This window comes from Serratia sp. 2723 (assembly GCF_050434425.1).
Taxonomy (GTDB): Bacteria; Pseudomonadota; Gammaproteobacteria; order Enterobacterales; family Enterobacteriaceae; genus Chania.
On the sequence record NZ_JBNDIN010000005.1, the window covers coordinates 87,999 to 101,283 of the forward strand.

Sequence of the window (13,285 nt, forward strand, 5' to 3'; positions counted from 1 at the left end):
ATTACCGGTCTGTATGGTTGCGAATGGCCCAGAACTCCATATCCAGCCCTGGGAATTCGCCGGCAAGATGAAGAGCGAAGGCACTGGATTGCTTCATTTCCTCCCACCGTTCGCCACTTTTCTCTAGCTCGAAATAGGTGTACCCCGCGTGATAGGGGATCTGACGTGGAGCGGCTGGCATGCTGTGTAAGCCAATGCCGTGCAAATGGAACTTAACCAGTTCGGCAATACTTGTTACCGAGGCGATTTTCATTTGGGCCGGGAAATGGCTTAGCAGCTCATCCATCGTTACGTTAGCCCGTACAGCCAGTACAAAACCAAAATCGTGCAGCATCTTGGTGTCCTGGATCGTTGCCACGTTTAACCCATGTGAACGTTTTGTCAGCGGAAGCTGAATGGCGTTGTCCTCTAGTACGAGTGAAAGCCCCTGGCGTAACATCAGCATCAACGGGTTGAAGCTGAGCGCCAGATTGTCGTGGTCATACACTGGTAGATTTGTTGGTGGGGTACGCGCTGAAGAAAAGCTGCTAAGTTCAGTGGCAAACTGTAACCACTCGGCAAACAACCGTTCCGGATGCTGGTGGGCAAGTGTTTTGCTGTGGCTAACTTGCCCCAGATAGCGGTTAATCAGCTGCAACAACATGAAATCGACGGTCTCTGAGCTTCCTCCCCGCCCTGATTGCAACAGACGTTGGCTCATCTGCTGGCAGCGTTGGGTCAGCAGACCTTGCAGGTCATTGATAAAGGTGTTCATTACCTGATTACCATGGCAATTCAGTATCGGTGGAATGAGTGCAGTATCAAGACGTAAGCTATTATCACTGTGCCGTTCTTGTACCAGACAAACCGTCAGCGCCGTCCATTCCGGGCTTAACTCACTTTCCCGCATCAGGCGTAACCGCAACCGACCAAACTGCACGGTGGCGCTACCGACAGCAAGGGTATTCAAATCATTGACGTCGGTCTCATAAGCCAGATAACGAGCCAGCGACTGCGGATCTTCCTGAAAAATGACATCTTCGCGGCCAGCACGGTAGGTGGGTAATGCCAGCACAACCCGCTCACCAATTTGGTTCTCGGCGATATCCAATGCAGGCAGGATTTGTTGCCCCTCCGAGAATGCAAATGGCGTCCCATCAGGCATGATGCCACTGGCTGCGTTGAGTGCGACCTTGCCTTGGCGTAACAACGTTTGATCCAGTTCCAGGGTTAAAAATCCCCAGAAATAACCACAGTATGCCTGCCCCCAGAGTTTTACGTAGTTTTCGAGATATCTTTCGGTTTGCTGGAAATGATGCGGACGCAAAAACATTCCTTCTACCCAGACCATCTTGTAAGCGCTTGTCATCATCGTCCTTAATTGTCAATTGTCATTGTGTTGCAGCAAAACAGATCACCGCTTCTGGCCATCAACAGTTTGTAGGCCACTGACACCTGCCATGATGTGTGCGGTCAGCTCGTCAGGGGATAATTGCCATATTTTGTAGAAATTGGTTTCGATGGGTTCAGGCAGTGGTAACGAGATACGCCATGTTTTACCGTCTAGCTCCCGATATTCGGCAATAATGCCGATATAGCGGACATCCAGCGTACTTGTTCCAGCCAGGGTTTTGCCTTTTTGCCCAGGGATCAGGAAGAATTGATCGCTATCGAGCAGGCTGTTGCCGAGTACGCTTTTTGCGTCCCCTTGCAGGGTGAAAAAATCGGTTTCCATAAACTCGGCATCAGAACGTAATAACAACACGCGGACTTTGATGGGCGCTGGGGATTGCCCGGCAACGCTGTTTATCTGCGGATCGGCATCAAAGACCAGGCTATAGCGTGATGGCACGTTTTTCGCCGAGGACATACAACCATTGAGCATGAATGCGGTAAAAATCCACAGCAGCAAATGCCAACAACGTTGGACGTGTTGTAATTTGATCATGGTATTTCTCGTCATCACAGGTTATTCAAGGATCCAAGTATCTGACTTGGTGTCTTTGCAGGCTTGGCTGTTATCACCTATGGCAACACAGTTTCCAGCGCGCTTTGTGGCTTTGGTTCGGCGGGCACGAGGACGATCTTTAAGCACCGCCGCCCGGTATCCACTTTCGGCAACTCCGGCATTGCTCTGGATATAACCAACAAGTTCTCCTCCCTTAACCAGGGCAATGGCCAACCAGTTGTTTTCAACTTTGCCCAAGGCAATGAAGGGCGTGGCATTCTCCAACTGACTGAGGACCTTACCGTTGTAGCTGGGTTGGCTCATGATGCTGGCGCTGTATAGACTGCGGTATTGCGCATTGATGGGCTCAAACTGTTCTGGTGGGGAAATAATGGCGCGATGGATTAGTGTTTCCCCATTCACCTTGTGGCTGACCAAGGTGTCATCGGTGATCGCAAGGTTTGAACGAGGAACACAGGCAGAGAGCAGTAGGGTGGAAAGCAGTAACAGCGAAAGCCGTATTTTCAAAATTGCCTCCAGGTAATATTTCAGGTTGAAAGGGGGTACTCGTTAGGCTGCAAGCAGCGAGAGTTTCGTCTGGCTGGGGACGGTGCGCATACCGACCATGTTGGTTGAATTCTGTAGGCTAACGCTGGTCAGACGTGTTGCCGGTGTGCCTTTAAACAATACGGTAAACGCTGCAGTAACATGGCGTGATGGCCCCATTACCGTACCCGAGGCCACGCCTGTAGCTATGCCGGCGTTATCACCGTTGGTAAAGGGAGTAATCGTGGCCATGTTATGGACAGGCGCCCCCATAGCTAAAATGTTGTAAGCTACGGGAATTGCCGTTGGCCCTGCGGCCACGTTTGGATAAGGGATTGGGGTTGGGGTTGGAGTCGGCGTCATGCAGGTATCGGGAGCCGCCACATCGGTACCCGCTGATTGGCTGTTGGCAAACATCGTATTACTCCATATGGATCTGTGCTGAATTGATCTTGGTTATGGCATCCGAGGTGATCAGTGTTTGCTGAGCATGCATACGCAGATAGTCCTCAGCCTGCATATCCAACTGACCGGCACGTACCTGTTCCATTTGCGTGGTTTTGCGCAGCAGTCGTTGGCTGATTTGGGTGACAACCTGCCAAACGGACTCACACTGTTTGCCCACGATACGCGACAGGCTAACCCAGGCAGTGATGGACTCACCGCTGTAGCTCATGGCGTCAATATGGCAATCACTGGTTTTTGCCGTGATGTTCAGCGCCTCACTGGCCAGGCTGAGATTGCCTTGTGGGGCAATCTGTAAATCGCCCTCGACGCTGAGCACGACCGGATGCTGGCTTTCTGCCCGTTCCAGAACGGCCAGTAGCCAGAACTGCCCGTCAACGCTGGCGATCAGTACGCGATCGCCGAATTCCGGGGTCATCAGGCAACTGGCGGCCCGCCGGCAGTGCCAGCCGCGACCTTCGCTCTCAACCATCATCGTGCCGTCATTGAGCAGATTAACGACTTGCCCGGCGGCTTGCTGAGGCGGGGCTGTAGGGAGTGTGTAGGGGGTTATTACTCTGGTCATGGTCTTCCTTATTAAATTCGGCTCTGGCGTTGCGCGCTCCAGGTTTCTGCTGCCAGCAATTCAGGATCGTTCTCCAGAATTCCGTGACGATCGGAAAAGTGAGCGCCAATCTGATGAGCACGATGAAAACGGGTACGCATAAAATGCGCCTGGCGGAGATCGGCAGCCCTGATGTCAGCGTAAGAAAAGTCGGCGTACGTCAGATCGCTACTATTAAATGAGCTGTCCGCTGCGCGAACCTGTTGAAATACCGTTTGAAAGAGTCTGCAATGAGAGAAATCAGCACGATCCAGACAGGCCGAGACAAAAATAGCCTGGTCGAACTGGCTGTGTTGGCAGAGAGCATCTGTCAGATCGGCACTGATAAACAGGGCCTGGCTGGCATTGACCCCCTGCAGCCGCGCACGTTGCAGTGAAGCGCCTTTGAAATTGCACTGGATAAGCTGACAATGGGAGAAATTCGCTTCATCCAGTTGGTTGTCCGTGAACTGACAGCCCTGAAAATACTGATGCTGATAGTCCTTGCCACGCTGATCGCATTCGAAAAATATGGCCCGATCGAACTGGCCGGCAGCAAAATCGGTTTCGCGCAGGTCGAGCCGGAAGAAGGTCGTCAGTAGACTGTTGATATTATCCATCTGTGCCATTGCCAGTGACGACTGGTAGAAAGTTACGCGATCCAAATGGGCATGGCTGAAGTTAGCAGCCTGTAATGACCCCTGCATAAACTGTGTTTTATCATGCTGGCTGTGGCTGAAGTTGGCGTTATCCAGCAGGCACTGGTTAAAAATGCATTCGGTGACGGTGGTGTGATTAAATTGGCTATTGGCCATCTCGCACTGATTAAAAATCGTCTGTTTTAACGTGGCATGCACTAAGCTTGCGGCGGTCAGTTGGCATTCATTGAATGCGGTTTCCTGCAGATTGGCACCGCTGAAATCTGCACCACTGAAATCAGCCTCGCTGATAATCCCCCCGGAGAGATCCAACCCCGCCAGCGATTGACCCGCAAGAGAGACATTCTGCAGCGGTTCACCCTGCTTTATTTTTTTCTGAAATTCTGCGGGTGTCAGCGTCTTCATATCAGCTCCTTGTCACGTTTTGGCAGCGTTTTGGTTCGCTGGGTGTAGGCACCATCAAGCTTGGTGGTGGCATCTACGGTGGATTGCGACATATCGGTTCGAAACAGGTTGGCCCCACGTAAATCAGCACCGCTAAAGTTACATTTCTGCATCAGCGCCCCCATCAGGTTGCCGTCACTCAATCTGGCTCCACGCAGGTCGGTGCGTATAAACAGGCTGCCGATGGCGTTTACTTTGCGCATATCGGCACGTTGGCAGTTGGCCTCGCTCAGGTCGCTGTTATCCAGTTTTGCGCTATGGAAAGAGGCCCCGCTCAAAGGCATTAAACGCAGGTTACATTGGGTTAGCGTAGCATCACGGAAATCCGCGCCGGTGAGTACGGTCTGTGCTGCAAAAGCGCAAGTAACCAAGCTAGCGCCTTGGAAACGGATGTCTTCTGCCTGGCTGTCAACCCAAGAACAACTTTCCAGCACGGCATGATCAAAGACGGCCTGTTCCAAGGTGCATTTGATAAATGCGACTTTGATCATCTGGGCATGCGAGAAGTCCATGGCTGGCGTGGCCAACTCCAGGAAAAACGTGTTTTCGAGCCGGGCATGATGGAAACGGCAGCGGGAGAGATAGGCCTGATACAGCAGTAACTCTTCCAACTTGGCGTTATCAAAGATGCAGTTTTCCAGCAGCGTTTCTTGTAGCTGTAAACTCTTTAGACTGGCACCGGTGAAATCACTATTACGGCATTGCGCCAGTGACAGGCAAGCATTATCCAGGATCACATCACGCAAAGAAGCCTGGGTGATATCGGCTCGCGCCAGCATGGCGTTACTGAAATTGGCACCATCCAACTGGCAGTGGCTGAGATCGGCACTTTCCAACAGCGCTTTGGAGAAATTGGCACCGCGCAGATCCATACCTGAGAGGTCAGCACCAGTGAAGTCCAGCCCACTGAAATCGCCCCCACGGCTCATCGTTACTTGAGCCCGGTTACGGATAATTTGAGCAATATCGCCTTTCAGTTTGGGTGCTGGACTTTGCGCCTGTACTGACATTAGGTACATTTGATGCAGCGAGTGTTCGGTTTGCGCCAGTTTTTTATCTGACATACCGTGTTTATTACGGTGGATCAGATCCAGCATGCGGTGCATGCTTTCCGATCCTTTGGGCGTATTGGTCGTATTGGTCAAGTCTGCGGGTTTATCAGGATCGACCCCATGCTCACGGACTTTGGCTTTAGCCTCCGTTAGTTGTTTTTCGGCTTGTTGCTCCATTTTTTCGACGAACTCAGCCAAGTCTTCCAATGCAGGCATGGTGACGGGTTCAAAGGCTGGGATGACAGCGTTGATATCCTGCCCCTGTTGTGCCAAGTGTTCCCGATGCTCCTCACGCAGACGCTGCTCTCGGTTTTGCATATTGCTGCGCATTGGGCTTTCACTCACCGGTAGCTCGGTATCCAGCCAGGGGCCAATGGCGTTTTCCGGCAGCAGATCCTTTTCACGAAATGTAAACAGCCCGCCTTTCTCATTGTCCATGCGTTGGAGCAGCACTTTACGGTAGTGACTGACTGAGCGCGGTGACCCATTACGCTCCATTGCGGGCATCAGTTGTAATACGTCGGCGGCATCATCTTCGTTAATACGGGCGCTGCCGTGCCAGATCAGCAGCATTTGTTCCAGATGCGGGAAAAACCATACCGTGGTGGCGCGCAGGGCAATTTCTTCAAACACCTCGTCATCACTCCGCTGCCGGTTGATAAAACAACGAGCGCGCCAAGGGGGGAGGCGGCCTTCTTGCAAGGGTTTTTCCGGGTGCATATTCCAGATGCGCCACGGCGCTTCGGGGGGAAGTGCGTCAAGATGTTCCCACCACTGATCCTGTGGCGCGGCATTAAACAGGCGCCAGTCAATATCACGGGCGAAGCCGGGAAACTCATGTTGTAACCAGTGGGCGTCATACTTTTTACCGATGCGTGAAAAGCGGCTTGGCCACATCAGATCCAGTGCCCCCAAGCTCGCGGGGGCTGGTTTTTGGCGCGGAGACGTAAGCCGGTCGTGCAAGGATTCGATATTGGGCAGGCGATGAACTTTGGTATTTTCAAATGTCTCTGGACTTGCGCCGATCCCATGCGGATTATCGGGGTGTTCCGATCCACCAAATGCCCGGCTCCAGTCCAGACGCATTTGCTGAAAAGGGAGTGGTGAAGAGGGGGTGTTGTTAACCCAATGGCGCTCACCAAAGGCAACCAGAGTCTTTTCACGCTGTTCCACCTCAATCCTCACCGCACAGGCAGTTTTTTCTTCTTGGTGGTGGGTGTAGGCGTAGCCGGTGGCAAGGAATTCGGCACAGGTTTTGGGAATGGCAAGATCGATAACACCGCCGCTGGTTTTCAGCTCACTCTCGGCAAGTTGCCACAGCTCTGGCTCAGGGCGCAGACGCGGAGCACTCCCCATATCGGCCAATGCCAGTACGGAGACTCCAAGATAGTTATTTTCCTGCCAGCGATAGGGTCGGTGAAGCACACTGAGCCGTAGTGGTTTAATGACTTTCATTTTCTTGCGTCCTGCATGAGTTTAAGGCGTTAGCTTTTGTTATTGGTCAACCTAATGTTATTTTGCTCCGATTGAGATCGGCCTTCCGCTATCATCTCTTTCAAACTGTATATCATTTTCATTTTTACCAATTCTAATTTTATATGTTGCCCCCACCTTATAACTGTCTAAAGCAATCAGCAGCGCTGTTTCTTTATAAGCCTCGACTATATAACTACACTCATCATCTTGCTTTGTTATTCTGAGTTTTAAATCCAATACGGGATTATAGTTTATAAACATCCCACTCTGCCGCATGGATAGAATCGTAGCTGTTGCCTTAATGCCATTAACTGCTAGCCACTCCTCATGTAATTTTGAATTCTTTATAACCTTCTTAGTAAAGTAAGAGCCAATTAAAATAATTACAAGTGTTGAGATTAAATTAAAAATTGTAAGGTCATCCATTATCCAAGTCTCCTATACTATAAAAAAGAAACTAAGGCTTGAATAGCCAACCGGAAACTTCCATTATCTATACGAACGGCTTCAGCTCTTTGAGCGTTGACTATTGTTTGACCAAATGTCATATGGTTATGACTGATGGACGTAAAATTATGGGAGTAGCTTACTCCTTTAAACGATGCACTAAAATCATTAGCAGAGATATACTTTGAAGCAAATTCTAATACATCTTCTACAAAGCTAGTCTTTTTTTTATCTTTATGTTCAAATTCTGGGGAGTCAATTATAACCTTAGTGGCACTTTTTATTGTTATGTTTGTAGGGGATGTTATTTCTATATTACCATTTACTGTCTGCGTGTAGTCACCGCTAATATCAACTGCGACATTACCTGTGATTTTATTTTTTACATCTCCTGTAATTTTCTTTTTTATATCACCAGTGGTTTTTTCAGTTATTTTACCAGTGATTGTTTTATCGATATCTCCAATTACGGTTTTGGTGATATCTCCAGTTGTTTTTTGTGTTATTTCGCCAGTGGTTGTTTGGGTAACATCTCCGGTTATTGTCTGCTCAACGTTTCCGTTGGTGATCTCTGTAATATTACCGTTAAAGGTTCTTTTAATATCATCGGTAATATTAACAATGTCCCCGCCACTTCTGATAGTAAGCTCACGACCGCTGGCGATATCAACCAGCTGCTTATCATTAAAGGTGTTTTTTTCAAGCCCTTCAACGGTGACATCGCGTTGCGATTTATACTGAAACTCCGCATCGCCCATCACGGTATCTAACTGCTGGCCACCGATAAAAGTGGTTCGATTACCGTCAATAGCAATATTCTGATCGCCCTCAACAGAGATATTCATCTTGTCTTCGGCGTGCATATCAAAGGACTCACGGCCTGGGGCATCTTCAAAGAACAGATAGCTGGCATTGTCTGAGCTGCCGCTGGTGCTACGCGACATAAAGCCCATTTTGCTGGCATCGTTGGGGAGATCCCAAGGCGGCATGCTGTCTTCGTTGTAGACGCGGCCAGTGATCAATGGGCGGTCAGGATCGCCGTTGATAAAATCCACCACTACTTCTTCACCTACCCGGGGGATCTGTACGCCACCGTATTTCCATCCGGCCCAGGAACTGGAAACACGTACCCAGCAGGAACCGCTATCGTCACCTTTACCATGTCGATCCCAGCGGAATTTTACTTTTACCCGGCCATATTTATCCGTCCAGATAGGCTGGCCTTCAGGTCCAACAACCTCTGCGGTTTGTGGGCCATGCGTTTTTGGCCAGGGCGTCGTGCGGGAAGGGCGCCAGTTTACGCTACTAGGCACGACGGTGAATTCGGTACGGTGCTCACCGCTTTCCTGGGAGCCACTGGCATAGCTACTTTCTGTCAGGAAGTAGTGGGCTTCAACAGCCAGGTATTCACGCTGGTCCTCCGCACGTGGGGCATTGGCTAGGGTAAAGGTGTGACCAGGGGCAATACCGAGAGTCGAACCATTACCGGTCATTTTTTCGTGCTGGGCTTCAAATTCCTGTTGGCGAACACGTACGTAGAATTGCCCATGATCGTGATCGGTAAAATGCCCTGGCCAGTCGAACACTTCTGCTTTGTCACCGGCAAAGGAGGTAGGGTTCTGGCGGCTTTCCAGCAAACGCGCGCGGGGTTTACGGAAATCGTAGTCATCCAGACTGTAAAGGCTTGGTGTGATGGAATCGGAAACGCTCCAGCTTTGAATACCACTGACATTGTTGTTTTTCCCTCTCTCTGTCAGCAAGTAGGGAATAAATTCGTAGCCTGTAATTTTGTCATGAGCTTGTGGGGCATCTGCCAGTACTAGAGTATGATTACCCATCTCGTGGCGGAAATAGTAATAGATCCCTTCATGCTCCATCAGCCTGCTAATGAAGTTGAAATCACTTTCCTGATACTGGACACAAAAGCCCCATTGGCGGTAGTCCCAGGTCAGTTTATTCTCCAGTTGGATTTGGTAGCCTGAAAGGATACTGGAAATAATCTCAGGGACGGTCTTTTCCTGCCAAATACGGAAATCCCTGTTTTGTGTCAGATACCATAGACCGGGTTGGATAGTCGCGCGGTAAATGTAATGGCGTTCACCATTCGGCTCTCTGCCGACGAGCGTCATCCGAGTTATATAACCATTTAAATATCGGGACGGGAGAGGGGATGAGCGCAGTTCTATGGTTAAGGACTTTCCCAATAATTCTCTAAGATTAATACTGTTAACGGTGCTGAGCAATTCAACTTCAAACGAATAGGGTTCGGATATTTTTTCATTCCCAACCAATGACTTAAACATCAGTGTATCACCGGCTAGCGGTGTATGTGCCAAGATGACTCTGTTCATTGAATATTCTCATTTCTTTAGACATAGCTACCGCACGAAATTTGCATTGCAAATTCAGGTCGTTGTCATTTTTACCAGCAAATCAACAGCGTTTACATCAAACCAACCGTAAACCTGATCGCTCGATTGATATTATTAAAGCGGGTCATCCACAGACATATTGATAATAGTAATGCCCCACGAGTTTAAATAGTCTAACGGGTAGTTGTTTTGGGAGCAATCCTAATTATTATTACCCTGCTAAGTATATTTAAGTTATTTCATTGCATTGTCTAGTATATATCTCAAACAGTAATGAAAATTTCACTTTGAACCTTATTTCGATTAGCTAAAATTCAAGTGCTATGGGCCTTGGTGAATAAATAAAATTTTTGACCATCATTAACTTCATGGCGCAATATTTTCGACGATATATCTGAATGTCGTGACAAAAAATTAATAAGACCCCATTGAGCTGGTAATGCTCATCAAGGTGTAGCGTGATCCGCAATGGTGGCATCACAGGTTCTGACTATGTTGGATGGGGGGATTATGCGTATGCAAACGGCGTGGTGAGCAGCAGGAAAGGGCAGATGACCGGCGCCTATGTGGCCACCTTGATGAAAGCCTATCGTGATAGTCGAAGAGCTGACAACTTGTTGGTGAGTACCGTATACCTTCCGCTGGCGAATTCTGTTGGGTAAATTGGGACAGGCATTAGCTCTCAGATTTCACCTGGTACGATCAAAGAGGAGGGCGTTTTGAACGATCTTGCACAGCTTTTGCCAGTGATCCAATCACTGGGACTCCAACAACCGGCAATGCGCAACGATGCCAAGGCCCAGTGGATTTGACGTTTATCATAACGATGGGTTCTGTTGAACCCGTCGTCAGTGGTCATCTATAAAATTACAGGTACGTTTTAAACCATTCAGTCTGAATGCCGATAACCTGCTTGAAGTGCTCTCCTGTATAAATGTCGTAATGGCGGGCACTACTTTCCTCATATAGCCTTTTTTCTTTGGCACCTACAGCGTCAAATAACGCCCGTCCCTGTTCTGGTGGATTGACCGTATCCTGACCAGCAATAACGACCAGGGTGGGGCTCGTCACCTGTGAGGCATTCAATGCAGGTTTGTACAGAAGGGTTTCCCTCACTGTAAGAAACGGGATTTTGATGTCCATCTTTGGATACTGTGTTCTGTTTTCTTCAAAAAATGATTTTGATTCTGCATCACTCAGTACCCGGTTGACACCGACGAACATTTCTTTACCGGTGTTCTTCTGCTTTTCAGCCATCTTGTCCAGGGTTAAAAGAAAAGCCTCTTTCTCTGCATCATTCATTTTCCCGGTGACGATTTCTTCACCGTCTGCAAATGCCAGTTGGCTGACAATACATTTTATTCCCGGATCTCTGACCGCCGCACCAAATACGTGACATCCCCCAAATGATGTTCCCCATAGGCCAATACGCTGCGCATCAAGGGTAGGCTGTTCTCTCGCCCAGTTAACGACAGAAATAATATCGTCAATCTGCATAGCAGGAACCAGACGTCCGCGTTCGCCGTCACTGTCCCCGAAACCCCGATAGTCAAACGTGATGGTGGAAAACCCGGCACGGGTAAATGCTTCAGCAAAATCAGGGAGCAGAATTTCTCTGATACCACAAAAACCATGGCACAAAATGATCACCGGCTTTTTTGTACCGTCAGCGGAAGAGCGAAGCGTCAGGACGATGCCGTCAGAAAGTTTGTGTGTTGAAGTTTCCATCAATATGTATGTCCTTTTATCCGATTAGTCATTAAAAGTAGCATTAATCCGTTTTCCCACCAAAGCATGGCTAATGCTTTGGTGGTAGACGTTGTCTCACGATATTGTATTCACTAGAGGGGGGAAGTACCAGTTCTAGTCTGATGTCTGGGAGTTCACGCTACATTCAATTTAACATAATATACATTATGCGCACCATGATGGCGGTACGTGAAATCTGAGGTTTTATGGTCATGGTTATGCCGTTAATGTTTAATCGCTTCTAAGGTTGTCAAAAGCAAAAACCAGCTTTGCAGGACCTGGGACACCTTAGGATAAGCTAAACTGAACGCAATCCCAAGGGACTCAACGCATGTTGGTGAGCATGTCAGACAAAGAACCTCACCGATGACGTTGGTACGCGACAACTACAGCAAACTTTGCCACAGAAAAGCTCAGGGTCGTAATTTGGGAATAACCAGATATGAAAACCCGGAGGATGAGTCCGGGTCTTTTTAGCTATCCTGAAACAAGCCCATTTCAATCCAGTAAGCCACCGTAAAGGTGAAGAATGCTGATTGATTGCGGGCCCAGCATTTGCATTCCATCTTAAACTAACGCTTGAAGTTGTCATATCCAGTGAGAATGGCTCCCCAAATACTTTCGGGTTCGTCGGCGTCTTTGATGTTACGGGCAAGAAGCCACATGGTCTTAATTACCTCAACACCACCTTCTGTCGTGAGTTGTCCGGCCCAACTTGTAAGTGAGCCGTAATTACCAAAATTAACGGTAAATGACAGAAGATCACCACTAGTAAAACCAGTTAACTCAAATTCTTCGGTTTTACCTGGTGCTCCTACGCCAGTTTTGTATTTCCCAGAAACAGCTCCATTGGCATTAATTTTTAGCTCCATTTCTGAATTCAATTCATTTCTCCATTTCCCATCAAAATTGACTCCAGGTGCAGCAGTTGTAATAAGTTTCTTTTCTACTAAAAAATTATTTAGCATGCCATGTTCCTTACGAGTTATATGATGTTGAAAATTAGTTAACTTAGCTGTGCGATTAACCGATCGTAAAAATTCTGTGGCATTCTGACATGAACCCCACCACCATTTTTCACTGGATGGCCATATACATCATGCCCCATGGGCGTGACATGGCCACAGGAAACGCTTGCCTGACGACCTACTTTGGGTCGGCGGTTCTCAACCACGCCCAATGCTCAAAGTGTAGTTCAAAGTGGCGTAATGTGGGGGGGGATAACGGAACAGTAAAGGTCGGTGGCGTCAGTCCTGAGGTCTTTGAAAAGGCCCTCTCAGTGAGGACAGGGACTTGCTATAGAATCGGGGTCACTCCATTGGACTAAAGTGGTCAATAAAACAGGCTGGCTTGGCAGTATTGAGACTCAATGATCCGTTCGGTCGAACCATGTTTACCTCATCAACAGGTCAAAACCCCCTACTGTTTTTGATCGCGCTACGCGAAATCTGAAATGATATGGCTACACAACCCATGCAGATTTCACCAAAATGTATGCCTGTGATGACGCATAAGTGGCATTGCGTCCCTGCGATGCCGTACCCTATCAACACCAGTCCGGATTT

Annotated in this window: 11 protein-coding genes; all 11 read right to left on the minus strand. The window is 48.6% G+C overall.

Features of this window, described 5'->3' with window-relative positions; genetic code table 11:
• Position 1 precedes the first annotated feature (1 nt).
• Positions 2 to 1,348: a type VI secretion system baseplate subunit TssK gene (gene tssK / locus ABIE29_RS09285; RefSeq protein ID WP_429618593.1), complete on the minus strand. Its 1,347-nt coding sequence runs from the start codon at positions 1,346 to 1,348 to the stop codon at positions 2 to 4.
• Between the two features lie 45 nt (positions 1,349 to 1,393).
• Entirely contained in the window at positions 1,394 to 1,927 is a 534-nt protein-coding gene (gene tssJ / locus ABIE29_RS09290; protein WP_429618194.1) for a type VI secretion system lipoprotein TssJ, read from the minus strand.
• 21 nt (positions 1,928 to 1,948) lie between these two features.
• Entirely contained in the window at positions 1,949 to 2,455 is a 507-nt protein-coding gene (locus ABIE29_RS09295) for an SH3 domain-containing protein (protein ID WP_429618196.1), read from the minus strand.
• A gap of 42 nt (positions 2,456 to 2,497) precedes the next feature.
• Positions 2,498 to 2,890: a DUF4150 domain-containing protein gene (locus ABIE29_RS09300; RefSeq protein ID WP_429618198.1), complete on the minus strand. Its 393-nt coding sequence runs from the start codon at positions 2,888 to 2,890 to the stop codon at positions 2,498 to 2,500.
• A 4-nt stretch (positions 2,891 to 2,894) separates the two neighbouring features.
• Positions 2,895 to 3,503: a DUF3540 domain-containing protein gene (locus ABIE29_RS09305; protein ID WP_429618200.1), complete on the minus strand. Its 609-nt coding sequence runs from the start codon at positions 3,501 to 3,503 to the stop codon at positions 2,895 to 2,897.
• Positions 3,504 to 3,514: 11 nt separating this feature from the next.
• A complete protein-coding gene (locus ABIE29_RS09310) occupies positions 3,515 to 4,585 on the minus strand; it encodes a pentapeptide repeat-containing protein (protein WP_429618201.1) in 1,071 nt (356 codons plus the stop codon).
• Positions 4,582 to 7,131, minus strand: coding sequence for a DUF2169 family type VI secretion system accessory protein (locus tag ABIE29_RS09315; protein ID WP_429618203.1), 2,550 nt, complete (start codon positions 7,129 to 7,131; stop codon positions 4,582 to 4,584). The genes ABIE29_RS09310 and ABIE29_RS09315 overlap by 4 nt, the downstream gene beginning before the upstream one ends.
• 57 nt (positions 7,132 to 7,188) lie before the next feature.
• The gene (locus tag ABIE29_RS09320) at positions 7,189 to 7,578 is read right to left on the minus strand and encodes a hypothetical protein (protein WP_429618204.1); all 390 of its coding nucleotides are present in this window, start codon (positions 7,576 to 7,578) and stop codon (positions 7,189 to 7,191) included.
• Positions 7,579 to 7,595: 17 nt separating this feature from the next.
• Positions 7,596 to 9,950, minus strand: coding sequence for a type VI secretion system Vgr family protein (locus ABIE29_RS09325; RefSeq protein WP_429618206.1), 2,355 nt, complete (start codon positions 9,948 to 9,950; stop codon positions 7,596 to 7,598).
• 888 nt (positions 9,951 to 10,838) lie between these two features.
• Positions 10,839 to 11,699, minus strand: coding sequence for a UilS family quorum-quenching N-acyl-homoserine lactonase (uilS, locus tag ABIE29_RS09330; RefSeq protein WP_429618208.1), 861 nt, complete (start codon positions 11,697 to 11,699; stop codon positions 10,839 to 10,841).
• 593 nt (positions 11,700 to 12,292) lie between these two features.
• Positions 12,293 to 12,688: an avidin/streptavidin family protein gene (locus tag ABIE29_RS09335; protein WP_429618209.1), complete on the minus strand. Its 396-nt coding sequence runs from the start codon at positions 12,686 to 12,688 to the stop codon at positions 12,293 to 12,295.
• Positions 12,689 to 13,285 lie beyond the last annotated feature (597 nt).

What these genes read in the sequence shown, in the direction of transcription:
- tssK (WP_429618593.1), bottom strand. Translation starts at nt 1,348, where the DNA reads ATGACAAGCGCTTACAAGATGGTCTGGGTAGAAGGAATGTTTTTGCGT.
- tssJ (WP_429618194.1), bottom strand. Translation starts at nt 1,927, where the DNA reads ATGATCAAATTACAACACGTCCAACGTTGTTGGCATTTGCTGCTGTGG.
- ABIE29_RS09300 (WP_429618198.1), bottom strand. Translation starts at nt 2,890, where the DNA reads ATGTTTGCCAACAGCCAATCAGCGGGTACCGATGTGGCGGCTCCCGAT.
- ABIE29_RS09305 (WP_429618200.1), bottom strand. Translation starts at nt 3,503, where the DNA reads ATGACCAGAGTAATAACCCCCTACACACTCCCTACAGCCCCGCCTCAG.
- ABIE29_RS09310 (WP_429618201.1), bottom strand. Translation starts at nt 4,585, where the DNA reads ATGAAGACGCTGACACCCGCAGAATTTCAGAAAAAAATAAAGCAGGGT.
- ABIE29_RS09315 (WP_429618203.1), bottom strand. Translation starts at nt 7,131, where the DNA reads ATGAAAGTCATTAAACCACTACGGCTCAGTGTGCTTCACCGACCCTAT.
- ABIE29_RS09320 (WP_429618204.1), bottom strand. Translation starts at nt 7,578, where the DNA reads ATGGATGACCTTACAATTTTTAATTTAATCTCAACACTTGTAATTATT.
- ABIE29_RS09325 (WP_429618206.1), bottom strand. Translation starts at nt 9,950, where the DNA reads ATGAACAGAGTCATCTTGGCACATACACCGCTAGCCGGTGATACACTG.
- uilS (WP_429618208.1), bottom strand. Translation starts at nt 11,699, where the DNA reads ATGGAAACTTCAACACACAAACTTTCTGACGGCATCGTCCTGACGCTT.
- ABIE29_RS09335 (WP_429618209.1), bottom strand. Translation starts at nt 12,688, where the DNA reads ATGCTAAATAATTTTTTAGTAGAAAAGAAACTTATTACAACTGCTGCA.